The 24,826-nt window shown below is 71.5% G+C and carries 19 protein-coding genes and 1 tRNA gene; 18 read left to right on the top strand and 2 right to left on the bottom strand.

Annotated elements, in window-relative coordinates:
* The first annotated feature begins 17 nt into the window (after positions 1–17).
* From ACIRFH_RS01530 to ACIRFH_RS01585, 12 genes are all read left to right on the top strand, one after another.
* Entirely contained in the window at positions 18–2,042 is a 2,025-nt protein-coding gene (locus tag ACIRFH_RS01530; protein WP_403516648.1) for an acetyl-CoA carboxylase biotin carboxylase subunit, read from the top strand.
* On the top strand, positions 2,039–3,004 hold the full coding sequence (locus ACIRFH_RS01535) for a hydroxymethylglutaryl-CoA lyase (protein WP_403516529.1): 966 nt from the start codon (positions 2,039–2,041) through the stop codon (positions 3,002–3,004). Before ACIRFH_RS01530 ends, ACIRFH_RS01535 begins: the two co-directional genes overlap by 4 nt.
* 5 nt (positions 3,005–3,009) lie before the next feature.
* Entirely contained in the window at positions 3,010–4,170 is a 1,161-nt protein-coding gene (locus tag ACIRFH_RS01540) for an acyl-CoA dehydrogenase family protein (RefSeq protein ID WP_403516530.1), read from the top strand.
* Positions 4,171–4,812: 642 nt separating this feature from the next.
* On the top strand, positions 4,813–7,014 hold the full coding sequence (locus ACIRFH_RS01545) for a glycoside hydrolase domain-containing protein (protein ID WP_403516531.1): 2,202 nt from the start codon (positions 4,813–4,815) through the stop codon (positions 7,012–7,014).
* A gap of 46 nt (positions 7,015–7,060) precedes the next feature.
* Positions 7,061–7,384: a hypothetical protein gene (locus ACIRFH_RS01550; RefSeq protein WP_403516532.1), complete on the top strand. Its 324-nt coding sequence runs from the start codon at positions 7,061–7,063 to the stop codon at positions 7,382–7,384.
* Between the two features lie 5 nt (positions 7,385–7,389).
* Positions 7,390–8,100: a hypothetical protein gene (locus ACIRFH_RS01555; RefSeq protein WP_403516533.1), complete on the top strand. Its 711-nt coding sequence runs from the start codon at positions 7,390–7,392 to the stop codon at positions 8,098–8,100.
* Between the two features lie 758 nt (positions 8,101–8,858).
* Positions 8,859–9,905 (top strand): ABC transporter substrate-binding protein, encoded by a 1,047-nt coding sequence (locus ACIRFH_RS01560; RefSeq protein ID WP_403516534.1) that lies wholly within the window; start codon positions 8,859–8,861, stop codon positions 9,903–9,905.
* Positions 9,906–9,936: 31 nt separating this feature from the next.
* Positions 9,937–10,872 (top strand): siderophore-interacting protein, encoded by a 936-nt coding sequence (locus tag ACIRFH_RS01565; protein ID WP_403516535.1) that lies wholly within the window; start codon positions 9,937–9,939, stop codon positions 10,870–10,872.
* Between the two features lie 181 nt (positions 10,873–11,053).
* Entirely contained in the window at positions 11,054–12,496 is a 1,443-nt protein-coding gene (gene desA, locus ACIRFH_RS01570; RefSeq protein WP_403516536.1) for a lysine decarboxylase DesA, read from the top strand.
* Positions 12,480–13,763 (top strand): lysine N(6)-hydroxylase/L-ornithine N(5)-oxygenase family protein, encoded by a 1,284-nt coding sequence (locus ACIRFH_RS01575; protein WP_403516537.1) that lies wholly within the window; start codon positions 12,480–12,482, stop codon positions 13,761–13,763. Before desA ends, ACIRFH_RS01575 begins: the two co-directional genes overlap by 17 nt.
* The gene (locus ACIRFH_RS01580) at positions 13,760–14,314 is read left to right on the top strand and encodes a GNAT family N-acetyltransferase (RefSeq protein WP_403516538.1); all 555 of its coding nucleotides are present in this window, start codon (positions 13,760–13,762) and stop codon (positions 14,312–14,314) included. The genes ACIRFH_RS01575 and ACIRFH_RS01580 overlap by 4 nt, the downstream gene beginning before the upstream one ends.
* Positions 14,311–16,080 (top strand): IucA/IucC family protein, encoded by a 1,770-nt coding sequence (locus tag ACIRFH_RS01585; RefSeq protein WP_403516539.1) that lies wholly within the window; start codon positions 14,311–14,313, stop codon positions 16,078–16,080. Before ACIRFH_RS01580 ends, ACIRFH_RS01585 begins: the two co-directional genes overlap by 4 nt.
* 66 nt (positions 16,081–16,146) lie before the next feature.
* Here ACIRFH_RS01585 and ACIRFH_RS01590 read toward each other — a convergent pair whose 3' ends face one another.
* Positions 16,147–17,751 carry a beta-N-acetylhexosaminidase gene (locus tag ACIRFH_RS01590; protein WP_403516540.1) on the bottom strand — a complete coding sequence of 535 codons (1,605 nt, stop codon included), beginning with the start codon at positions 17,749–17,751 and terminating at the stop codon, positions 16,147–16,149.
* A gap of 77 nt (positions 17,752–17,828) precedes the next feature.
* Here ACIRFH_RS01590 and ACIRFH_RS01595 point away from each other — a divergent pair, with 77 nt between their 5' ends.
* The 3 genes from ACIRFH_RS01595 to glmS all read left to right on the top strand — a co-directional run bounded on the left by ACIRFH_RS01595 (position 17,829) and on the right by glmS (position 20,912).
* Positions 17,829–18,734 (top strand): DUF4429 domain-containing protein, encoded by a 906-nt coding sequence (locus tag ACIRFH_RS01595; RefSeq protein ID WP_403516541.1) that lies wholly within the window; start codon positions 17,829–17,831, stop codon positions 18,732–18,734.
* Between the two features lie 64 nt (positions 18,735–18,798).
* Positions 18,799–19,056, top strand: a complete 258-nt coding sequence (locus tag ACIRFH_RS01600; RefSeq protein ID WP_403516649.1) for a hypothetical protein — start codon at positions 18,799–18,801, stop codon at positions 19,054–19,056.
* A gap of 38 nt (positions 19,057–19,094) precedes the next feature.
* Positions 19,095–20,912 carry a glutamine--fructose-6-phosphate transaminase (isomerizing) gene (glmS, locus tag ACIRFH_RS01605; protein ID WP_403516542.1) on the top strand — a complete coding sequence of 606 codons (1,818 nt, stop codon included), beginning with the start codon at positions 19,095–19,097 and terminating at the stop codon, positions 20,910–20,912.
* 84 nt (positions 20,913–20,996) lie between these two features.
* Here the strand turns inward: glmS and ACIRFH_RS01610 are convergent, their stop codons facing one another.
* Positions 20,997–21,524 carry a universal stress protein gene (locus ACIRFH_RS01610; RefSeq protein ID WP_403516543.1) on the bottom strand — a complete coding sequence of 176 codons (528 nt, stop codon included), beginning with the start codon at positions 21,522–21,524 and terminating at the stop codon, positions 20,997–20,999.
* Between the two features lie 977 nt (positions 21,525–22,501).
* On the opposite strand from ACIRFH_RS01610, the gene ACIRFH_RS01615 reads away from it, so the two are divergent.
* The 3 genes from ACIRFH_RS01615 (at position 22,502) to ACIRFH_RS01625 (ending at position 24,715) form a co-directional block, all read left to right on the top strand.
* Positions 22,502–23,701 carry a helix-turn-helix domain-containing protein gene (locus ACIRFH_RS01615; protein WP_403516544.1) on the top strand — a complete coding sequence of 400 codons (1,200 nt, stop codon included), beginning with the start codon at positions 22,502–22,504 and terminating at the stop codon, positions 23,699–23,701.
* Positions 23,702–23,940: 239 nt separating this feature from the next.
* Positions 23,941–24,543, top strand: a complete 603-nt coding sequence (gene orn, locus ACIRFH_RS01620; RefSeq protein ID WP_403516545.1) for an oligoribonuclease — start codon at positions 23,941–23,943, stop codon at positions 24,541–24,543.
* Between the two features lie 99 nt (positions 24,544–24,642).
* Positions 24,643–24,715, top strand: a tRNA-His gene (locus ACIRFH_RS01625).
* Positions 24,716–24,826: the final 111 nt, after the last annotated feature.

Below are 24,826 nucleotides of genomic sequence, written 5' to 3' on the forward strand. Positions count from 1 at the left end.
CACACGAGGTTTCACGCATGTTCGACACCGTGCTCGTCGCCAACCGGGGCGAGATCGCCGTCCGGGTCGTCCGGACGCTGCGCTCGCTGGGAGTGCGCTCGGTGGCGGTCTTCTCCGACGCCGACGCGGACGCCCGGCACGTGCGGGAGGCCGACACGGCGGTGCGGATCGGTCCGGCGCCGGCGGCGGAGAGCTATCTGTCCGTGGAGCGGCTGCTGGACGCGGCGGCCCGTACGGGGGCGCGGGCCGTGCACCCCGGGTACGGCTTCCTCGCGGAGAACGCCGGTTTCGCGCGGGCCTGCGAGGAGGCGGGGCTGGTCTTCGTCGGGCCGCCCGCCGACGCCATCGCGCTGATGGGCGACAAGATCCGCGCCAAGGAGACGGTGCGGGCGGCCGGGGTGCCGGTGGTGCCCGGCTCCAGCGGCAGCGGCCTGACGGACGCGCAGCTCGCCGACGCGGCCCGCGGGATCGGGATGCCGGTGCTGCTGAAGCCGTCGGCCGGCGGTGGCGGCAAGGGCATGCGGCTGGTGCGGGACGAGGCCGTGCTCGCCGACGAGATCGCCGCCGCCCGCCGCGAGGCCCGCGCCTCCTTCGGCGACGACACGCTGCTGGTGGAGCGGTGGATCGACCGGCCCCGGCACATCGAGATCCAGGTCCTGGCCGACGGCCACGGGAACGTGGTGCACCTGGGCGAGCGCGAGTGCTCGCTGCAGCGCCGGCACCAGAAGGTCGTCGAGGAGGCGCCGAGCGTCCTCCTCGACGAGGCCACGCGGGCCGCGATGGGCGAGGCGGCCGTGCAGGCGGCGCGTTCCTGCGGCTACCGGGGCGCGGGCACGGTGGAGTTCATCGTGCCGGGCGGCGACCCGTCGCAGTACTACTTCATGGAGATGAACACCCGCCTCCAGGTGGAGCACCCGGTGACCGAGCTGGTGACCGGTCTCGACCTGGTGGAGTGGCAGCTGCGGGTCGCGGCCGGCGAGCGGCTCGGGTTCGCACAGGAGGACGTCCGGCTGACCGGGCACGCGATCGAGGCCCGGCTGTGCGCGGAGGACCCTGCCCGTGGCTTCCTCCCCTCCGGCGGCACGGTGCTCGCGCTGCACGAGCCCGAGGGCGACGGGGTGCGCACCGACTCCGGGCTCAGCGAGGGCACGGAGGTCGGCAGCCTCTACGACCCGATGCTGTCCAAGGTGATCGCGTACGGCCCCGACCGCGCCACCGCGCTGCGCAGGCTGCGGGCGGCCCTCGCGGAGACGGTGACGCTGGGCGTGCAGACCAACGCCGGGTTCCTGCGCCGGCTCCTCGCGCACCCGGCGGTGGTGGCGGGCGAGCTGGACACCGGGCTGGTGGAGCGGGACGTGGACGCGCTCGTCCCGGACGAGGTGCCGACGGAGGTCTACGCTGCGGCGGCGCTGCTGCGCCGGGCGGCGCTCGTCCCGGCCGCCGGCGGCACCGGCTGGTCGGACCCGTTCGACGCCGGAGACGGCTGGCGGATGGGCGGGGAGCGGGCCTGGACGGCGCACCACCTGCGGGTGCCGGGCCGGGACCCGGTCACCGTGCGGGTGCGCGGCACGGCGGACGGCGGGACCGAGATCCTGCCGGAGGGCGCGGAGCGGCCCCTGCCGGCGTCCGAGGTCACGGCGGCCGGGGACGGGCTCCGGTACACCTTCCGGCTCGACGGCGTCGCCCACACCGTCGCCGCGCTGCCGGACGGCACCTGGCTGGGCCGCGACGGCGACGCCTGGCAGGTGCGCGACCACGACCCCGTCGCCGCCTCGCTGAGCCGCGCCGCCCACGCCGGCGCCGACTCGCTGACCGCGCCGATGCCGGGCACGGTGACGGTGGTGAAGGTCGCCGTCGGCGACGAGGTGACGGCCGGGCAGAGCCTGCTGGTGGTGGAGGCGATGAAGATGGAGCACGTCGTCTCCGCCCCGCACGCCGGCACCGTCGCCGAGCTGGACGTGTCCCCCGGCACGACGGTCGCCATGGACCAGGTGCTGGCGGTCATCGCCCCCGCCGAGAAGAGCGAGGAGGAGACGGCATGAGCACCCCGGACCTGGGCCTGCCCATGACCGTGCCGGCCGAGGGCCTGCCCGCCCGCGTCCGCATCCACGAGGTCGGCGCCCGCGACGGCCTGCAGAACGAGAAGGGGACCGTGCCGACGGCCGTCAAGGCGGAGTTCGTCCGCCGCCTGGCGGGCACCGGTCTGACCACGATCGAGGCGACGAGCTTCGTCCACCCCGAGTGGGTCCCCCAGCTGGCGGACGCGGAGCAGCTGTTCCCGGCGGTCGCTGACCTGCCGGTGGACCTCCCGGTCCTGGTGCCGAACGAGCGCGGCCTGGACCGCGCGCTCGCGCTCGGCGCCCGCCGCGTCGCCGTCTTCGCCAGCGCCACGGAGTCCTTCGCCAAGGCCAACCTCAACCGCACGGTGGACGAGGCGCTGGCCATGTTCGAGCCGGTGGTGGCGCGGGCGAAGAGCGAGGACGTCCACGTCCGCGGCTACCTGTCGATGTGCTTCGGCGACCCCTGGGAGGGCGCCGTGCCCGTCGGGCAGGTGGTCGCGGTCTGCCGGGCCCTGCTGGACATGGGCTGCGACGAACTGAGCCTCGGCGACACGATCGGCGTGGCCACGCCGGGCCACGTCGAGGCCCTGCTGCGCGCGCTCACCGGGGCCGGGGTCCCCGTGGCGGCGCTCGGCGTGCACTTCCACGACACCTACGGCCAGGCCCTGTCCAACACCCTGGCCGCGCTGCGGCTCGGCGTCACCACGGTCGACGCCTCCGCCGGCGGGCTGGGCGGCTGCCCGTACGCCAGGTCCGCCACCGGCAACCTCGCCACCGAAGACCTCGTGTGGATGCTGCGCGGCCTCGGCATCGACACCGGGGTGGACCTCGGCCGTCTGGTCGCCACCAGCGTCTGGATGGCCGCGCACCTGGGCCGACCCAGCCCGTCCCGCACCGTACGAGCCCTCGCCGGCTCGGGCGCCGACTCCCACCAGGAGCAGTGACAGCCATGGACCACAAGCTCTCCCCCGAACTGGAAGAACTCCGCCGTACGGTCGAGGAGTTCGCGCACGACGTCGTGGCACCGAAGATCGGCGACTTCTACGAGCGGCACGAGTTCCCGTACGAGATCGTGCGGGAGATGGGCCGCATGGGCCTGTTCGGCCTGCCGTTCCCGGAGGAGTACGGCGGCATGGGCGGCGACTACCTGGCCCTCGGCGTCGCCCTGGAGGAACTGGCCCGGGTCGACTCGTCGGTGGCCATCACGCTGGAGGCCGGTGTCTCGCTGGGCGCGATGCCGATCCACCTGTTCGGCACCGAGGAGCAGAAGCGTGAGTGGCTGCCGAAGCTGTGCTCGGGCGAGATCCTCGGCGCCTTCGGGCTGACCGAGCCGGACGGCGGCTCGGACGCGGGCGCGACCCGCACGACGGCACGGCTGGACGAGGCCACGAACGAGTGGGTGATCAACGGCGCCAAGTGCTTCATCACCAACTCGGGCACGGACATCACGGGTCTGGTGACCGTCACGGCGGTCACGGGCCGCAAGCCGGACGGCCGGCCGCTGATCTCGGCGATCATCGTGCCGTCCGGCACGCCGGGCTTCACGGTGGCCGCCCCGTACTCGAAGGTCGGCTGGAACGCCTCGGACACCCGTGAGCTGTCCTTCTCCGACGTCCGGGTGCCGGCGGAGAACCTGCTGGGCGAGCAGGGGCGCGGCTACGCCCAGTTCCTGCGGATCCTGGACGAGGGCCGGATCGCCATCGCCGCGCTGGGCACGGGGCTGGCGCAGGGCTGCGTGGACGAGTCGGTGAGGTACGCGAAGGAACGTCACGCCTTCGGCAGGCCGATCGGCGCGAACCAGGCCATCCAGTTCAAGATCGCCGACATGGAGATGAAGGCCCACACGGCCCGCCTCGCCTGGCGGGACGCGGCGTACCGGCTGGTGGCGGGCGAGCCGTTCAAGAAGGAGGCGGCCATCGCGAAGCTGTACTCGTCGACGGTCGCGGTGGACAACGCCCGCGACGCCACGCAGATCCACGGCGGCTACGGCTTCATGAACGAGTATCCGGTGGCCCGCATGTGGCGCGACTCCAAGATCCTGGAGATCGGCGAGGGCACCAGCGAGGTCCAGCGGATGCTGATCGCCCGGGAGCTGGGTCTGGCGGGCTGAGCCACCGCCCGCCCGGTCCCTGACGGACACCGGCCCCGCGCCTGGACGGCGCGGGGCCGTCGCGTTCGTCCGGCGGTGGACGGACGCCCGCCGAAGAGCCGCCCCGCTCCCCTGCGACGTGGTCCGCCGCTGAGGGGGCGTCACCCCGTCCCGACGCCCGGCACGGGCCCGGGGCCGCGCGCGGTCCTCCTTCCCCCCCGGTCACGTTTCCATCACGAAGCCTCCTCTTCGATTCCCCGGAACGACACAGTCCGTCACGGTGAACGAAAGATCAAGAACGTTGCCGGAGCGCGCGGCCGGTGCGCCGGACACAGGGGCGAGGGGGGACATCCGGTTCCGCGCAACGGTTTCCGGCAGCGTCGCCGCCGTACGGGCGGTGTGCGCGGACACTCGGGGGGTCTGTTCCATGTCTCCGCACCACGATCCGGTGGCGGGCGTTCCACCGACCCGCGCCCTCTGAGGAACGGCTCTGCCGTCGAGCGGCCGTGTTCCCGCGGCCGGCGCACGTCCCCCGCACCCCGCCTCTCACCGCCGGGACGCACGACGTCACGCCCGAAGCCGCCGCGCAGGCCACGAACGACCTCATGACCAGTGGGCCCCCAGGGCCCGCTCCGTGCCGGACCGACAGGAGAAGACGGAGTCATGGCTGACGAGATGGTGCTTCGCGCCCAGAGATTCATCAACACCACGTACGACAACGGCGCGACCCTGGGCATATCCAAGCTGGAGGAGAACGGCCAGACCGGCTGGCCCGTGATGTACGCCCTGACCCGGGCGCTGCAGTACGAGATGGGCATCACCGCCCTGTCCAACGCCTTCGGGCCGACCACCCTCGGCAAGCTGGGTGAGCTGTACGGCAAGCTCGACGAGACGACGATCCCGTCGGCCGACTTCTGCCGCATCGTCCAGTCCGCCCTCTACTGCAAGGGCTACGACGGCGGTGAGATCGACGGCACGTACAACGACCGGGTGAAGGCCGCCGTCGTCAGGCTCAACCAGAACATGGGAGTGGACAGCACGTATCCGGGCAGCGCCCTGTGGCCGAAGGTGGTCAAGGGACTGTTCACCATGGACGCGTACGTCACCGTGAGCGGCGGTTCCGACGCCATCCGCTCCGTCCAGCAGTGGCTCAACGGCCGGTACATCCTGCGCAAGGACTACTACGTCATCCCGTGCGACGGTCACCACTCCCGCGACGTGGCCAAGTCGATGCTGCTGGCGATCCAGTACGAGCTGGGCATGGCGGACGGCGTCGCCAACGGCGTGTTCGGACCGGGCACCCAGTCCGGCCTGAAGAGCCGCACCGTGTCGCTGGGCACCACCGACGTCTGGGCGCAGCTGTTCACCGCGGCGATGATCCTGAACAAGCGGAACGTCCCCTTCGGCAACTTCACCTCCGCGGTGCAGTCCGGCGTGCAGACCTTCCAGTCCTTCAGCAAGCTCCCCGTGACCGGCAAGGGCGACTTCCAGACCTGGGCCTCGCTGCTCGTCTCCTACGGCGACCAGTCCCGCAAGGGGGAGGCCTGCGACGGCGTCACCATGATCACGCCCGCTCGCGCGCAAGCGCTGAAGGCCGCCGGCTACAAGTACATCGGCCGCTACCTGTTCAACCCGTCCAGCACCGACCTGCCGGAGAAGCAGATCCAGCCCGGCGAGCTGGCCACCATCAAGGAAGCCGGGCTGCGCTGCTTCCCGATCTTCCAGACGTGGAGCCGGTCCGCGGACTACTTCAGCTACAACCAGGGCACCGCCGACGCGTTCCGGGCGATCGAGTGGGCCCGGTTCCACGGCTTCAAGCCCGGCACCATCATCTACTTCGCGGTGGATTACGACGCCATGGACGGTGAGGTCACGCAGTACGTCATCCCGCACTTCCGCGGGGTGATGCGCGCCATCGGCGAGAATTCCGGCTACGGGGTGGGCGTGTACGGTCCCCGCAACGTGTGCCAGCGGATCGCGGACGCCGGGTACGCCGCGGCGAGCTTCGTCTCCGACATGTCGAGCGGCTTCTCCGGAAACCTCGGCTATCCGTTGCCCACCAACTGGGCCTTCGACCAGATCTCCACGATCACCGTCGGCTCGGGGACGGGGTCCATAGAGGTCGACAACAACATCGCCTCGGGCCGCGACACCGGGCAGGGCGACTTCGACCCGGGCGTCTCCCTGGACGGTCTGGACACGGACCTGGACAAGGAGGCGTACGGGGACGCGTTGCTCCAGGACGTCCGGACGTACCTGGAATCGATCGGCGTTCCGGAGACCGGCGGCGAGGCCTGGACGCCCGACAAGGACTGGGCCACCCTCGGCGGCATCTCCAGCACCAAGGCCACCGAGCTGGTGCTGAGCGCGGACTGGCTGTTCACCTCGCTGGCGCGGCAGCTCAAGCTCCGCAAGGCACTCATCCAGGCGCCGGTGCTGTGGGAGCTGCGCAAGTTCAACCCGTTGGACATCGCTGCGGACGAGGCGGTCAAGGCCGGGGCGGACGACGACTGCAGCACCGGCTGGGGGCAGATCTTCGCCTGGGTGACGATCGACGCCCGCAACTACTGCATGCAGCAGGGAATCATCAACGGCACCCCTCTCACCGACGACGACATCCCGTCGGTGTGGAGGCAGCTCAACGAGGACACGACGTACAACATCCGTTCGGTGGCCTACCTGACCATCTACAACGCCCACCAGATCGGCGCCCCCCGTCCGGGTCTGTCCACCACCCTGTCCCAGACCCAGGCTCTGCTGGCACGGTACAACGGGACCGGTGACGATGCCGCGCAGTACGGGCGCGAGCTGATCGGCCTGTACAACGTGCTGGAGAACTACAACATGCTGTCCCGCGGCCAGTAGGACCGAGTGAGACCGAGTGAAGACAAGCACCGCACACCCACGCCTCATGCTGGGCATGTCCCTGGTCGTCAATGTCCTGCTGGGGATTCCAGCCGTCGTCCCCGCATTCCTGCTCTGGTACTTCGCGGCCAACTGGCCGCTGGCCTCCCTGGGCTGGACCAGTCGCGAGCCGACCGAGAACGACGGGATGCTCCCGTGGGTCCTGGTCGCGGCGCCCGTCCTCACTCTGTTCGGTCTCGTGTGGTGGCTGGCCAACCATCCGCTGCGGCGGAGGTCGGCGCTGACCCCACGCGGCTACTGGCTGCTGAGCGCCGCGGCCACCGCGGTGCCCACGCTCAGCCTCGTCATCATCAGCTGGGGAAGGAACTGAAAGACGTGTCTCACGACAAGAACGGTGTACCGAGACGGTTCGTCGTCAAGAGCGCCGGCGTGCTCACCGCGGCAGCCGCCGTCGGGGCTGCCGTCCCGTCCGTGGCCGCGGCCGCCCCGGTGACCGCTCCCCGGAGCGCGCCTCGCACCCCGGACAGGGCCCCCACCTCGGCCAACGGCTGGACCCTGGAGAAGCAGGCCAATCACGTCTCCACGGTCTGGACCCGCTCCGTCTCCGGTACGGGACGGGAAGTCGACGTCCGCATCGGCGACGCGCAGGCGATCCTGTTCCACGTCGTGCGGCGCTTCCACTACGAGGTCGAGCAGCTGCACCGCGCCGACCTCGCCGGCTGGCAGCCGATCGGCGGGCTGAAGAAGGACCTGCCGGAGTCGAACCTCGCCTCGGGCACCGCGGTGCGGATCCGTCCGGGTGCGAGCGCGCCCGGTGGGCTCTTCCCGCTGCAGCTGCTGACCGTGCGCGACATCCTCGCCGACTGCGGGGGCGTGGTGCGCTGGGGCGGCGACGACAGCCCGGTGGACGAGTCGCTGTTCTACATCGGCCTCGGCCCGGACGACGTGCGGGTGCGCGAACTCGCCGACCGGCTCCGCGTCCGGGAGGCCACGCCCGGCCTGGGGGCCGGCGCCGCCGTGGACGTGCCGGCCACGTCCCGGCGCGAGCGCGCGAACCGCTTGCACCGACAGCAGCGGGCCCACTGACGGGACGACACGAGGGGCCGCCCCGGAGGTGACTCCGGGGCGGGCGCCCGGCCGTGCGGTGGTGTCAGGCGCGGGTCGCGTATGCGAGGAAGCGGGCCCAGGGCGGGCCGGACGTGTTCACCGCGCTCCTCGCATGCGCCTCGACAGGGCCGAGGAGTCCTCGGGGGTCAGGGCCCGTGAACGGATCTCGGCAGAGCGCCGGCGGAGTCGGCCGATCCCCTTCGGGGTGGTGATGAGCCGCCCGGGTGCCGTTCCGGTACGGCCTGTTCGCTGATGAAGCCGAACGCCGTCACCGGTCTCCGGCTCGTCGCCGGGGGCCGTGCCGGGCCATGCGCGCGGTGATCCGGTCGTTCCTCTCCTCCTCGGCGGGCAGCGGCGGCACGCCGAAGGACACCGCCCGCGCGGTCCATGAAGCCGGCCGGAAGGAAAAGCGCCGCCCCGGTTCGACGGAGGCCACCGTCCGCCCTCCGCACTCGTACGCTGCCCCTGCGTACCGGTCTTCGGTCTGACGAGTCCGCAGCCGCCGCAGGGGGGACGTGCGGCACGAGGTCAGCCCCGTCCCTCGACTCCCGGTTGCCGCACACGTGTTCAAGCGGCGACTCAACCCCGCCCCGCGCGATCGGGTTCCAGACCGCCAGGGCCGTGACGGGCAGTGGCCCGCGTCACACCGCCACCCCGTGGGGGGACGCCTTGAGGTTAGGCTAACCTAAGCTCCGTTCCGACCAGTGGACCAGCAGACACGAAAGCAGACCGAACCCATGCCCAACGCCCGCCCCACATCCCTCACCCGCCGCGGAATCCTCGCCGCCGGCGGCGCCCTCGGCCTCGGTGCCGTGCTCGCGGCCTGCGGGGACGACGACGGGAAGAGCGGCGGCTCGGGCAAGGAGACGGGTGCCGCCAAGTCCGGCCCCTGGACGTTCAAGGACGACCGCGGCACCACCGTGAAGCTGGACAAGGTCCCGGCGAACATCGTCGCCTTCACCGGCGTGGCCGCCGCCCTGTACGACTACGGCATCGAGGTCAAGGGCGTCTTCGGTCCGACCAGGACGAAGGACGGCAAGGCCGACGTCCAGGCCGGCGACATGGACGTCAGCAAGCTGACGATCTTCGGCAACAAGTTCGACAGCTTCAACGTCGAGCAGTACGCGGCCTTCCAGCCCGATGTGCTCATCTCCACGACGTTCGACGACGCCGGCACCCTCTGGTACGTGCCGGAGGCCTCCAAGGACAAGATCGCCAAGCTGGCGCCGAGCGTGGCGATCTCGGTCTACGACCGCCAGATGCCGAAGCCGCTGCAGCGCATGGCCGAGCTGGCCGAGTCGCTGGGCGCCGACATGAAGGCCGCGAAGGTCGTCGAGGCGAAGAAGAAGTTCGAGACCGCCGCCGAGCGGCTGCGCAAGGCCGCCAAGGCCCGGCCGGAGATCAAGGTGCTGGCCGGTTCCGCCGCGCCGGACCTCTTCTACGTCTCCGGCTCGAACTACTCCATCGACCTGGAGTACTTCAAGGCCCTCGGCGTGAACATCGTGGAGCCCCCGGAGGAGGCCAAGAAGGCGACCGGCGGCTGGTTCGAGAGCCTGAGCTGGGAGAACGCCAACAAGTACCCGGCCGACGTCATCATCATGGACGACCGCGCCTCGACCATCCAGCCCGCCGACATCAGCGAGGGCACCTGGAAGGCGCTCCCCGCGGTCAAGGCCGGCCAGGTCATCTCCCGCTCCCCCGAGCCGATCCTGTCCTACGACAAGTGCACGCCACTGCTCGACAACCTCGCCGAGGCCATCGAGAAGGCGAAGAAGGTCAGCTGACCCCGTCCGCCCCGACTCGCAGGAGCCCCCCGTGACGACTGCCGTAGCCGCCCCGTTCCGTTTCTTCTCCCTCCAGGTCGTACGGACGAGGCGGCTCGGCCCGTCTCTGACCCGGGTCACCTTCGCCGGGCCCGACCTCGCCGCCTTCCGCTCCGACGGACGCGACCAGTCCCTGTCGCTGTTCCTGCCGCACCCCGGCCAGACGGAGCCCGCGGTGCCCGTGGAGCTGGGGGACGGGTGGTGGCAGGCGTGGCGCGAACTCCCGGACGACGTGCGGGCGGTGATGCGCTCGTACACGCTGCGGGGCCTGCGCCGGGACGCCCTGGGGAACACCGTCGAGATCGACATCGACTTCGTCCTGCACGGCGTCGTCCCGGAAGTGCCGGAAGTGCCGGAAGTGCCGGGACCGCCGGGGCCGCCGGCCGGTCCGGGCGAACCGGGTGAGCCGGAAGCCGCGGTCCAGGCGGGCCCCGCCTCCCGCTGGGCCGCCCGCGCCGCCGCCGGCGACCGGGTCCTGCTGCTGGGCCCGGCGGTCGCCGACAACCGGGCGATCCGCTTCCGGCCGCCCGAGGACACCGACCTGGTGGTCGTCTGGGGCGACGAGACCGCCCTGCCCGCCGCCTCGGCCGCACTGGAGTCCCTGCCGGCCGGCACCCGCACCCGCGTGTGGCTGGAGGTGCCGCACGCCGAGGACGTGCAGGAACTGACGACCGCGGCGGACGCCGAGATCACCTGGCTGGTCCGGGACGGGGCCGAGGACCCGGACGGCATGGCCCTCGGCGCGCTCCGCGCGGCCCGGCTGCCGTCCGCCCGGCACCCGTACGTCTGGCTCGCCGGCGAGTCCGGCCGCGTCAAGGCGCTGCGCCGGCACTTCGTGGGCGAGCGCGGCGTCGACCGGCGCCGCGTCACCTTCGTCGGCTACTGGCGGCGGGGCCTGACGGAGGAACAGCTCCGCGAGCAGGGCTGACGGCCGGCACCGCCCACCCCGCAACTCACCGCCCGTGACGGGCACATGAGCCGTGCGTGACGGCCGTCACGCACAGGCGCGCATCCGAACGACATCAATTAGGTTAGGCTAACCTAAGTTCGAAGCCCGGGCCCCGTCCCTTCCCGTCCCTCTCGGACCATCCCCACCGGAGGACCCCCACATGCGCTCGCACCTGCTCAACGGCACCACCGCGGAGCGGTACCGCCGCTCCGTGACCCAAGGAGTCGAGCGGGTGGCCGCCAAACTCGCCGCCACCGACCGGCCGTTCACCGGCGTCACGGTCGACGCCCTCGCCCCGCGCATCGACGCGATCGACCTCGACACGCCGCTGCACGACACGGCCGCGGTCCTCGACGAGCTGGAGGACGTCTACCTCCGCGACGCCGTCTACTTCCACCACCCCCGTTACCTCGCCCACCTCAACTGCCCGGTCGTCATCCCGGCCGTGCTCGGCGAGGCGGTCCTGTCCGCCGTCAACTCCTCCCTGGACACCTGGGACCAGTCGGCCGGCGGCACCCTCATCGAGCGGAAACTGATCGACTGGACCGCCGCCCGCGCCGGCCTCGGCCCCGCCGCCGACGGCGTGTTCACCTCCGGCGGCAGCCAGTCCAACCTCCAGGCGCTGCTGCTGGCCCGCGAGGAGGCCAAGACCGAGGAGCTCGGGAAGCTGCGCGTCTTCGCCTCCGAGGTCAGCCACTTCAGCGTGCAGAAGTCGGCGAAACTGCTCGGCCTCGGCCCCGACGCCGTCGTCACGGTCCCCGTCGACCACGACAAGCGCCTGCAGACCGTCGCCCTCGCCCGCGAGCTGGAGCGCTGCGCCGCGGACGGCCTCGTCCCCATGGCCGTCGTCGCCACCGCCGGCACCACCGACTTCGGCTCCATCGACCCGCTGCCGGAGATCGCCGCGCTGTGCGCCCAGTACGGGGTGTGGCTGCACGTGGACGCCGCTTACGGCTGCGGACTGCTCGCCTCCCTGAAGTACCGGGACCGGCTGACCGGCATCGAGCGGGCCGACTCCGTCACCGTCGACTACCACAAGTCCTTCTTCCAGCCGGTGAGTTCGTCCGCCCTGCTGGTGAGGGACGGGGCCACCCTGCGCCACGCCACCTACCACGCGGAGTACCTCAACCCGCGCCGCATGGTGCGCGAGCGCATCCCCAACCAGGTCGACAAGTCCCTGCAGACCACCCGCCGTTTCGACGCCCTCAAGCTGTGGATGACGCTGCGCGTGATGGGCGCCGACGGCATCGGCGAGCTCTTCGACGAGGTGTGCGACCTCGCCGCCGAGGGCTGGCGGCTGCTCGCCGCCGACCCGCGCTTCGACGTGGTCGTCGAACCGAGCCTGTCCACGCTGGTCTTCCGCTACGTCCCGGCGGCCGTCACCGAGCCCGCCGAGATCGACCGCGCCAACCTGTACGCCCGCAAGGCCCTGTTCGCCTCCGGCGACGCGGTGGTCGCGGGCACCAAGGTGGCCGGCCGCCACTACCTGAAGTTCACCCTGCTCAACCCCGAGACGACCACGGCCGACATCGCCGCCGTCCTCGACCTGATCGCCGGCCACGCCGAGCAGTACCTGGGAGAGTCCCTTGACCGCGCTTCCTGAAGCCAGTGCCCCGTACGACTTCGTCGGGATAGGCCTCGGCCCCTTCAACCTCGGCCTGGCCTGCCTCACCGAGCCCATCGCCGAGCTGAACGGCGTCTTCCTGGAGTCCAAGCCCGACTTCGAGTGGCACGCCGGCATGTTCCTGGACGGCGCCCACCTCCAGACCCCGTTCATGTCGGACCTGGTCACCCTCGCCGACCCGACGTCCCCGTACTCCTTCCTCAACTACCTGAAGGAGAAGGGCCGGCTCTACTCGTTCTACATCCGGGAGAACTTCTACCCGCTGCGCGTCGAGTACGACGACTACTGCCGCTGGGCCGCGAACAAACTGAGCAGCGTCCGCTTCTCCACGACGGTCACCGAGGTGACGTACGACGAGGCGGAGGAGCTGTACGCCGTCGCCACCACGTCCGGCGACACCTACCGCGCCCGCCGCCTCGTCCTCGGCACCGGCACCCCGCCGCACATCCCGGACGCCTGCCGGGGCCTGGCCGGCGACTTCATCCACAACTCCCGCTACGTCCAGCACAAGGCGGAGCTGCAGAAGAAGGAGTCGATCACGCTGGTCGGCAGCGGCCAGTCCGCCGCCGAGATCTACCACGACCTGCTCAGCGAGATCGACGTCCACGGCTACCGGCTGAACTGGGTGACGCGCTCCCCGCGCTTCTTCCCGCTGGAGTACACCAAACTCACGCTGGAGATGACCTCCCCGGAGTACGTGGACTACTACCGCGCGCTGCCCGAGGCGACCCGCTACCGGCTCACGGCCGAGCAGAAGGGCCTGTTCAAGGGCATCGACGGCGACCTGATCGACGCGATCTTCGACCTGCTCTACCAGAAGAACCTCGGCGGTCCCGTCCCCACCCGGCTGCTCACCAACTCCGCGCTGACCAGCGCCCGCTACGCCGACGGCACGTACACGCTCGGCTTCCGCCAGGAGGAGCAGGGCAAGGACTTCGAGATCCGCTCGGACGGCCTGATCCTGGCCACCGGCTACCGGTACGCCGAGCCGGAGTTCCTCAAGCCCGTCCGGGACCGGCTGCGGTACGACGGGCAGGGCAACTTCGACGTCGGCCGCAACTACGCGATCGACGTCACCGGCCGGGGCGTGTTCCTCCAGAACGCGGGGGTCCACACCCACAGCATCACCAGCCCCGATCTGGGCATGGGTGCCTACCGCAACAGCTACATCATCCGAGAGATGCTCGGTGGCACCGAGTACTACCCGGTCGAGAAGACCATCGCGTTCCAGGAGTTCGCCGTATGAGCACCCCCACCACGGCCGCCGGCATCGGCGCCCTCACCCTCCGCCCCCTCGACCCGCTGAAGGACGCCGAGCTGCTGCACGGCTGGGTCACGCACCCCAAGTCCGCGTTCTGGATGATGCAGGACGCGAAACTGGAGGACGTCGAGCGGGCCTACCTGGAGATAGCCGCCGACGAGCACCACCACGCCTACCTCGGCCTGCACGACGGCGTCCCCGCCTTCCTGATGGAGAGGTACGACCCGGCCCACCGCGAGCTGGTCGGCCTGTACGAGCCGGAGCCGGGCGACGTCGGCATGCACTTCCTGGTCGCCCCCACCGACCGGCCGCTGCACGGCTTCACCCGGGCCGTGATCACCGCCGTGATGACCGAGCTGTTCGCCGACCCGGCCACCGCCCGCGTCGTCGTCGAGCCGGACGTCGGCAACAAGGCCGTCCACGCGCTGAACGCGGCCGTCGGCTTCGTGCCCGAGCGCGAGATCCAGAAGCCGGAGAAGAAGGCGCTGCTGAGCTTCTGCACCCGCGAGCAGTTCGAGAAGGCGGTGTCCGCATGAGCCTCGCCGACGCCGTCGCCCACCTCTCCCCCGAACGCTGGGAGCGGGCCAACCGCCTCCTGGTCCGCAAGGCGCTGGCCGAGTTCACGCACGAGCGGCTGCTCACGCCCGAGCGGGACGGGGACGCGTACGTCGTCCGCAGCGACGACGGCCTGACCTGCTACCGCTTCACCGCCACCGTCCGCGCCCTGGACCACTGGCAGGTGGACGCCGACTCGATCACCCGCCACCGCGACGGCGCCGAACTCCCGCTCACCGCGCTGGACTTCGTCATCGAGCTGAAGGAGTCCCTGGGCCTGAGCGACGCCATCCTGCCGGTCTACCTGGAGGAGATCTCCTCCACGCTCTCCGGCACCTGCTACAAGCTCACCAAGCCGCAGGTCACCTCCGCCGAGCTGGCGAGAAGCGGCTTCCAGGCCGTCGAGACCGGCATGACCGAGGGCCACCCCTGCTTCGTCGCCAACAACGGGCGGCTCGGCTTCGGCATCCACGACTACCTGTCGTACGCCCCCGAGACCGCGAGCCCCGTCCGGCTGGTGTGGCTGGCCGCGCACCGCTCGCGGGCGGCGTTCACGGCGGGCGTGGGCATCGAGTACGAGTCGTTCCTGCGGGAGGAGCTGGGCGAGGCGACCGTCGAGCGCTTCCACGGCGTCCTGCGCGAGCGGGGCCTGGACCCGGCCGACTACCTGTTCATCCCGGTCCACCCCTGGCAGTGGTGGAACAAGCTCACCGTCACCTTCGCCGCCGAGGTCGCCCGGCAGCACCTGGTGTGCCTGGGCGAGGGCGACGACGAGTACCTGGCCCAGCAGTCCATCCGCACCTTCTTCAACACCACCCACCCCGGGAAGCACTACGTGAAGACGGCCCTGTCCGTCCTCAACATGGGCTTCATGCGCGGCCTGTCCGCCGCCTACATGGAGGCCACCCCGGCCATCAACGACTGGCTGGCGCAGCTCGTCGAGAACGACCCGGTGCTGAAGTCGACGGGCCTGACGATCATCCGGGAGCGGGCGGCCGTCGGCTACCGGCACCTGGAGTACGAGCAGGCCACCGACCGCTACTCGCCGTACCGCAAGATGCTGGCGGCGCTGTGGCGCGAGAGCCCGGTGCCCTCGCTCCGGGACGGCGAGACGCTCGCCACGATGGCCTCCCTCGTCCACGTCGACCACGAGGGCGCCTCCTTCGCGGGCGCGCTGATCGAGCGGTCGGGGCTCACGCCCACCGAGTGGCTGCGGCACTACCTGCGGGCCTACTTCGTCCCGCTGCTGCACAGCTTCTACGCCTACGACCTGGTCTACATGCCGCACGGCGAGAACGTGATCCTCGTGCTGGAGGACGGGGTGGTGCGGCGGGCGGTCTATAAGGACATCGCCGAGGAGATCGCGGTGATGGACCCGGACGCGGTGCTGCCGCCGGAGGTCTCGCGCATCGCCGTGGACGTCCCCGAGGACATGAAGCTGCTGTCGATCTTCACGGACGTCTTCGACTGCTTCTTCCGCTTCCTGGCCGCGAACCTCGCCGAGGAGGGGATCCTCGAGGAGGACGGCTTCTGGCGGACGGTCGCGGAGGTCACCCGCGCCTATCAGGAGTCGGTGCCGGAGCTGGCCGACAAGTTCCGCCAGTACGACATGTTCGCGCCCGAGTTCGCGCTGTCCTGCCTCAACCGGCTCCAGCTGCGCGACAACCGGCAGATGGTGGACCTCGCGGACCCGTCCGGCGCGCTGCAGCTGGTCGGCACCCTGAAGAACCCCCTCGCGGGCCTCTGACGGCCCCGTGCAAACGGGCGGGCACCCCGGAGACGGTCCTCCGGGGTGCCCGTCGGGCGTCGCGGGTCAGTCCGTCCAGGGGACCTGGGGCGACCGGTAGTAGTCGATGCCCAGCGCCTCCCAGCGCGGCGCCTGCGCGGCGAGCCGCTGCTTGTAGGCGTCCCAGTCGTGGGTCCCGGCCGGGGACCAGCCCAGCTCGGCGACGCCCGGCAGCCTCGGGAAGGCCATGAAGTCGAGCTGCTCCGCGTTCGCCAGCGTCTCCGTCCACATCGGCGCCTCGACGCCCCGGACCGCGGCGGCCGGCGCGCCCGGCAGGTAGGCGGCCGGGTCCCAGTCGTAGGACCGCTGCACCTCCACGTAGCCCGCCCAGGACAGGCCCAGCGGGGTGTCCTTGGTGTACTTCATGTCGAGGTACGTCCGGTCGGCCGGGGACAGGATCAGCCCGGTCCCGTTCCGGGCGGCCTTCGCGACCTGCGCCTTCTCCGCGTCGCTGGTGCGGTCCAGGCCCCAGTACTGGACGAGCGCGCCCTCGGCGGGGGTGGCGCCGGCCAGCTGGTGCCAGCCGACGACCGTCTTGCCGTACTTCGCGACGATCGGCTGCACCCGCTCCATGAACGCCACGTAGTCGGGGTGGCTGGTGGAGTGCGCCTCGTCACCGCCGATGTGGAGGTAGCGTCCCGGGGTGAGCGCGGCGACCTCGCGCACGACGTCGTCCACGAAGTCGTAGGTGACGTCCTTGCCGACGCACAGCGAGCTGAAGCCGACCTTGGTGCCGGTGTACAGCGGGGGTGCCACGCCGTCGCAGTTCAGCTCGGCGTAGGAGGCGAGGGCCGCGTTGGTGTGCCCCGGCATGTCGATCTCGGGGACGACCTCCAGGTGGCGGGAGGCCGCGTAGCGCACGATCTCCTTGTAGTCGTCCTTGGTGTAGTACCCGCCGGGCCCGCCGCCGACCTCGGTGGAGCCGCCGTACGCCGCCAGGCGCGGCCAGGAGTCGATGGCGATGCGCCAGCCCTGGTCGTCGCTGAGGTGCAGGTGGAGCTTGTTGTACTTGTAGAGGGCGATCCGGTCGATGTAGCCCTTGACCTCGTCGACGGTGAAGAAGTGCCGGGACACGTCCAGCATGGCGCCGCGCCACGCGTAGCGCGGGGTGTCCTCGACGGTGCCGCCCGCGACCAGCCAGGGGCCTGGCTGGACGGAGTTCTTCTCGACGGCCGCGGGGAGCAGTTGGCGCAGGGTCTGGACGCCGTGGAAGAGGCCGGCGGGCTTCGCGGCGGTGATGGTGACGCCGGCGCGGCCGCTGTCGAGACGGTAGCCCTCGTCGCCGTAGGGGCCTTTCGCCAGGCGCAGCCGGATGCCGCCGTCGCCGTGGGTGGTGACGGGCAGGCGGTAGCCGGTGGAGGGCCGCAGGATCCCGGCGAGGTAGTCGCCGACGCGGCGCGCCTCGCGCGAGCCGTCGACGCGGATGTGGGTGCCCCGGGTGATGCGGTACGGGGATCCGCCGGGGTCGACCGAGGACGGGGCGGGGATCACCCGGTCCAGGGGGGTCGCGGTCGCCTTCTGGGCCGGGGCCGCGCCGACGGTGAAGGCTCCCGCCGCCGCCACGAGCAGCAGCGCCCCGAGCAGCCGGGTCATGCGGGGAGTCGTTCCGCGGTGCCGTTGGTGCCGTCTCACGTGCTCTCCCTTCACGATGGGTATAGACCACTCTCCCGCACAATCGCCGTACACAGAAGCGATGGAACAATCCCCGCATGGCGGAAATCATCCAGAAGGACGGAACGTGGGTCTTCGACGGCGACACCCTGCGGCTGACGCCCGGACGTGACAAGAACGTCAGCCCGCTCCGCCGGGAGCTGGGCGAACTGCCCGTCCCGCTGCGGGCGTTGGCGGGCATATCGTTCGAGCAGGGAAAGAGGTCCGGACGGCTCAGGCTGCGCCTGCGGGACGGCGCCGATCCCCTGCTCCACGCGACCGGCGGCCGGCTGACCGAGCCGCACGACCCGTACCAGCTGGTCGTGGAGTCCGACCGGTACGGCGTCGCCGAGTACCTGGTGGACGAGGTGCGCAACGCCCTGCTGCTGGAGCGGGTTCCGTCCGGCCCGGTGGACTCCTACCTGCTGGCGGGGCCCTCCGTCCCCCTCTCGGTGTCCGCCGGGGACGGCACGGCGAGCTTCGACGGCGAGCGGGTGCGGCTGGAGTGGAAGTGGCAGGCGGAGGACGCCAAGTCCGCCGGCGGGCCGCGCGTCCTCGCGCTCGCGGACGTCCTCGCCGTGGAGTGGCAGCCGGCGGTGGGCCTGGAGAACGGCCACCTCCGCTTCACCGTGCGGGGCGCGCCGGCCAAGGTGCCGCCCAAGTACGACCCCAACGCGGTCGAGTTGTGGGGGTTCAGGAAGGACCCACTGATGGCCCTGGTGGCCGCCGCCGTCCAGGCCCGGCTCCCGCACCCGTCGGGACCGCCCGCCCCCGAGGACACGCGCCCGGCCGAGCCCACCCCGGCCCTCGCCCCCACCGCCACCCCTGCTCCCGCTCCCGCTCCCGAGGACGACCACGACGCGCTGCTGCGGCGGCTGCGGGAGCTGGGTGAGCTGCACCGCTCCGGAGTGCTGACGGACGAGGAGTTCACCCTGGCCAAGCAGGCGGTTCTGAAGCGAATGTAGGACCCCTGCCCGAAATCGGGCAAGATTCTTGCGAAACCGTCTGCCGTACTCCAGGATCTACCGGGTGCACGACGAACTCGTTGATCATCTGACGCGGTCCACGCCCCTCAACCGGGGCGAGGCACTGCGCGTGATCCAGGACGTGCTCGCCTACTTCGACGAGACGACCGAGGAGTACGTCCGTCGCCGCCACCGCGAACTCCAGGCCCAGGGCCAGGTGAACGCGACGATCTTCGAACGGATCGCGGCGGAACTGAAGTACCGCGCGGTGGCACCGCCGGAGCTGACGCTCCGCCAGCTGCGCCGCATCGTCTACGGCTGACCGGCCGCCGGACACGAGACCTGCGAGGAATACGGTATATGTGCGGAATCGTCGGATACATCGGCAAGCGTGACGTCGCGCCCCTGCTGCTCGAGGGCCTCCAGCGCCTGGAGTACCGCGGCTACGACTCGGCGGGCATCGTCGTCACGTCGCCGAAGGCGGCCGGCCTGAAGATGGTCAAGGCCAAGGGCCGCGTCCGCGACCTGGAGGCCAAGGTCCCGGCGCGCTTCAAGGGCACCACCGGCATCGCCCACACCCGCTGGGCCACCCACGGCGCCCCCTCCGACGTGAACGCCCACCCGCACATGTCGGCCGACCACAAGGTCGCCGTCGTGCACAACGGCATCATCGACAACGCCGCCGACCTGCGTCGCAAGCTGGAGGCGGACGGCGTCGAGTTCCTCTCCGAGACCGACACCGAGGTCCTGGTCCACCTCATCGCCCGCTCCGAGGCCGAGAAGCTCGAGGACAAGGTCCGCGAGACCCTGCGGGTGATCGAGGGCACGTACGGCATCGCCGTGATGCACGCCGACTTCCCCGAGCGCATCGTCGTCGCCCGCAACGGCTCGCCGGTCGTCCTCGGCATCGGCGAGAAGGAGATGTTCGTCGCCTCCGACATCGCCGCGCTGGTCGCCCACACCCGGCAGATAGTCACCCTCGACGACGGCGAGATGGCCACCCTCAAGGCCGACGACTTCCGCACCTACACCACCGAGGGCACCCGGACCACCTCCGAGCCCACCACCGTGGAGTGGGAGGCCGCCTCCTACGACATGGGCGGCCACGACACCTACATGCACAAGGAGATCCACGAGCAGGCCGAGGCCGTGGACCGCGTGCTGCGCGGCCGGATCGACGACCGCTTCTCCACCGTGCACCTCGGCGGCCTCAACCTGGACGCCCGCGACGCCCGCGCCGTGCGCCGCGTGAAGATCCTCGGCTGCGGCACCTCGTACCACGCGGGCCAGATCGGCGCCCAGATGATCGAGGAGCTGGCCCGCATCCCCGCCGACGCCGAGCCCGCCTCCGAGTTCCGCTACCGCAACGCGGTCGTGGACCCCGGCACCCTCTACATCGCCGTCTCCCAGTCCGGTGAGACGTACGACGTGCTGGCCGCCGTGCAGGAGCTCAAGCGCAAGGGCGCCCGGGTCCTCGGCATCGTCAACGTGGTCGGCTCGGCGATCGCCCGCGAGGCCGACGGCGGCATGTACGTGCACGCCGGCCCCGAGGTCTGCGTCGTCTCCACCAAGTGCTTCACCAACACCTGTGTCGCCTTCGCGCTGCTCGCCCTGCACCTGGGCCGCACCCGCGACCTGTCCGTGCGCGACGGCAAGCGGATCATCGAGGGCCTGCGCAAGCTGCCCGCGCAGATCTCCGAGATGCTGGAGCAGGAGGAGGACATCAAGAAGCTGGCCGCGCAGTACGCCGACGCCCGCTCGATGCTCTTCATCGGCCGCGTGCGGGGCTACCCGGTCGCCCGCGAGGCCTCCCTGAAGCTCAAGGAGGTCTCCTACATCCACGCCGAGGCCTACCCGGCCTCCGAGCTCAAGCACGGCCCGCTCGCCCTGATCGAGCCGGCCCTGCCGACGGTCGCGATCGTGCCGGACGACGACCTGCTGGAGAAGAACCGCGCGGCCCTGGAGGAGATCAAGGCCCGCAGCGGCCAGATCCTCGCCGTCGCCCACCAGGAGCAGGAGAAGGCCGACCACACGATCGTCGTCCCGAAGAACGAGGACGAGCTCGACCCGATCCTGATGGGCATCCCGCTCCAGCTCCTCGCCTACCACACGGCCCTGGCCCTGGGCCGGGACATCGACAAGCCGCGCAACCTCGCCAAGTCGGTCACGGTGGAGTAGCACACCGGCAGACGGCCGAACGGCCCCGCACGTACGCGTGCGGGGCCGTTCGCGTCACCTCGGGCCCGTCCGGCCGTCCGGCCGTCAGGGAATGACCACCACGGGCCGCTGCGCCCGCTTGGCGAGGCGTCCCGCGACCGAGCCGAAGAGCCGGCCCACGAGACCGTGGCTGGAGCCGACGACGATCGCGTCCGCCTCGTACTCCCGGCCCACCTCTTCGAGTTCGTGGCAGATGTCGCCGCCGCGCTCGACCAGGATCCAGGGCACCTCGGTCAGGTAGTCCGCACACGCCAGCTCCAGACCCAGCACCTCGGTGCGGTGGTCCGGCACATCGACGAAGACGGGGGGTTCGCAGCCCGCCCACACCGTGGTCGGCAGCCGGTTGGCGACGTGCACGATGACCAGGCCCGCGCCGAGCCGCCGCGCCATGCCGATGGCGTACGCGAGCGCGCGCTCGCTGGAGGTGGAGCCGTCGAAGCCCACGACGACCCCGTGCTTGAAGGCTGGGTCGCACGACTGGCGTGGCTCTTCCGCCGCCAGGGGCTCGGCCGCCGTCGGTTCGGCGACGGGCCGCTTGCGGTCCGCGGGTTCGAAGAATTCGTGACCGGCCATGGCTGTCTCGGCGTTTGTATCCTCTATGGGGCCAACAAGGTGCGGCGGAGCGGAGCTGTGTCCGGGAATCGTCTTCCCAACCCCATACCCCCAAGGGTACGGCGGCACGCCTCCTTCGCCCAGATCCCGCGCACGTCCGCCACGGGTTCCCCGGAGCATGCCCGAGGGGGCGCCCGTAACGCAATGGTTGCTGCGCTGTACAGGCGGTTTGCACGGGATTCAACTGCCCGTTCACCCGGCCGCGGCCCGTCGTGACCGACGGACCGGACGGCCGCCGCTCCCCGCGAGCCGGCCCCCGGGGAGCACGCGCGTCCGGACCGCACCGCCCGCCGAGCCGCCGCCCGGCGAGCCGCCGTCCGGCACTCCCGGACCGACGGCGCCCCCGCGGGACGGTGTCGCGGACCCGGTCCGCCGGGCGGCGTTCGGCCGCGTCCTCGTCCCGGTCGTGCTCCTCCGGTACGGCACCTCCCTCGCCGGCGCGGCCTGTACCGCCGCGGGACCGGCCGGCCGCCCTCACCGGCGTCCGCCGCCCGCCGCTGTGCCGGTCGGGGCGGGCGCGGGCACCGGCCGGGGAGAACACCGGTCGGTTGACCGGTTTCCGCGCACACGCCCGCTTCTTTTCGGCCAACTTCCGCAGGGGGTTCTCCCCCGACCCGAACCACCCCCCAATCCCCGTTCCACCTGCACGGACAGGTTCTCGGGGGCCTCGCGCACCCTACGGGGATTGGCCACTGCCACAAGGCGCACTTCCCTGGGGCGTCCCGGAGTGCGACGCTTCGTGATCGACTGCTTCACGCCAAGTTGCCATGTCGACAATGTCCCAAGTGCCGAACCGGCCACCTCGGTACGACGGGACGCAGTAGATTCGATCTTGACTGTCTACGGCGGGGGACTCGTGCAGGACCGAGGGGAAACGTGTTGGAGCGACAGACCCGAAAGGTTGAGGGCGCCGCGACCACCGAGGGGGGCTTAGCGGGATGAGCCACGACTCCACTGCCGCGCCGGAAGCCGCGGCCCGGAAGCTCTCCGGGCGACGCCGCAAGGAGATCGTCGCGGTGCTGCTGTTCAGCGGCGGCCCCATCTTCGAGAGTTCCATACCGCTGTCGGTGTTCGGGATCGACCGCCAGGACGCCGGCGTGCCGCGCTACCGACTGCTGGTGTGCGCCGGCGAGGACGGCCCGCTGCGCACCACGGGCGGCCTCGAACTCACCGCGCCGCACGGCCTGGAGGCGATCTCACGCGCCGGCACGGTCGTCGTGCCGGCCTGGCGGTCGATCACCTCCCCGCCGCCCCAGGAGGCGCTCGACGCCCTGCGCCGGGCCCACGAGGAGGGCGCCCGCATCGTCGGGCTGTGCACCGGCGCCTTCGTCCTGGCTGCGGCGGGCCTGCTGGACGGCCGCCCCGCCACCACCCACTGGATGTACGCGCCGACGCTGGCCAAACGCTACCCGTCGGTGCACGTCGACCCGCGCGAGCTGTTCGTGGACGACGGCGACGTGCTGACGTCGGCGGGCACGGCGGCGGGCATCGACCTGTGTCTGCACATCGTGCGCACGGACCACGGCAGCGAGGCGGCCGGCGCGCTGGCCCGCCGCCTGGTGGTCCCCCCGCGCCGCAGCGGCGGCCAGGAGCGCTACCTCGACCGGTCTTTACCGGAGGAGATCGGCGCCGACCCGCTCGCCGAGGTCGTCGCCTGGGCGCTGGAGCACCTCCACGAGCAGTTCGACGTGGAGACGCTGGCGGCCCGCGCGTACATGAGCCGGCGCACCTTCGACCGCCGCTTCCGCTCGCTGACCGGCAGCGCGCCGCTGCAGTGGCTGATCACCCAGCGGGTGCTCCAGGCGCAGCGGCTGCTGGAGACGTCCGACTACTCGGTGGACGAGGTCGCGGGCCGCTGCGGCTTCCGTTCGCCGGTGGCGCTGCGCGGCCACTTCCGCCGCCAGCTGGGCTCGTCCCCGGCCGCCTACCGGGCCGCCTACCGGGCCCGCCGCCCGCAGGGCGACCGGCCGGCGGACGCGGAGGGCGGTACGGCGGGGGCGTCCCGGCCCGCCACCGCGCACGAGGGCGGCCAGCAGGCCGCCGCCGCACCGGCGGAGAACCAGGTCCCGTTCCAGTCCCGTCGCACCCCGCTCCCGGCCACCGCGGCGAGCCTGCCGGGCCAGCGCAGCGCGCCGTGAGGTGACTCCGAAAGCGCCGGGCGGGCAGCCTCGCCCAGCCTGTCCGGCGCTTCCGGCCCGCCCGGGCCCCTCCCACGCCGGGCGGGCGGGCCCACTCGGCCCGTCCCGGGGTCCCCCTCCGGGAGAGTTCGCGGACGAGGCCGTCCGGGCCGAAGCGGGGGTTCGGGGACGGCAGCCCCCGGGAGCCCGCACCGACGCCGGGGGTCCGACGGACCGAGGCCGGTCGTAGGGTGTCCCACATGAACGATCGCATGGTGTGGATCGACTGCGAGATGACCGGCCTCTCGCTGTCCGACGACGCGCTCATCGAGGTGGCCGCCCTCGTCACCGACTCCGAGCTGAACATCCTCGGCGAGGGCGTCGACATCGTCATCCGCCCGCCGGAGCGGGCCCTGGAGACGATGCCGGAGGTGGTGCGTCAGATGCACACCGCGTCCGGCCTGCTCGCCGAGCTCGACGGCGGCACGACGCTGGCGGACGCCGAGGCACAGGTCCTGGCGTATGTGCGGGAGTACGTGAAGGAACCCGGCAAGGCCCCCCTGTGCGGCAACTCGGTCGGCACCGACCGGGGCTTCCTGCTGCGGGACATGCCGACGCTGGAGGACTACCTCCACTACCGGATCGTGGACGTCTCCTCGATCAAGGAGCTGGCCCGGCGCTGGTACCCGCGGGCGTACTTCAACAGCCCCGAGAAGAACGGCAACCACCGCGCCCTCGCCGACATCCGCGAGTCCATCGCCGAGCTGCGCTACTACCGGGAGGCCGTCTTCGTCCCGCAGCCGGGCCCCGACTCCGACACCGCGAAGGCGATCGCCGCCAAGCACGTCGTGTCCGCCCCGTAGCGGCGCCGCGAAAGGCGGGCGCGAGCACCCCTTCGGACCCTGTACACTTTTTCTCAGCCGGTCGGGGAACCCCGCAAAAGGTTCCGACTACCGGCCATGGTGGGTGTAGCTCAGCTGGTAGAGCACCTGGTTGTGGTCCAGGATGCCGCGGGTTCAAGTCCCGTCACTCACCCTGAGTAATCAGCCGGTGACCCTCGGAAGAGGGTCACCGGCTGATTACGTTGAGGCCGATGAGGCCGATGAATCTGATGAGTCCGATCGCACGGGGCGTGAGCGGGGCGGA

The organism is Streptomyces sp. NPDC093586 (genome assembly GCF_044764905.1).
Classification (GTDB): domain Bacteria; phylum Actinomycetota; class Actinomycetes; order Streptomycetales; family Streptomycetaceae; genus Streptomyces.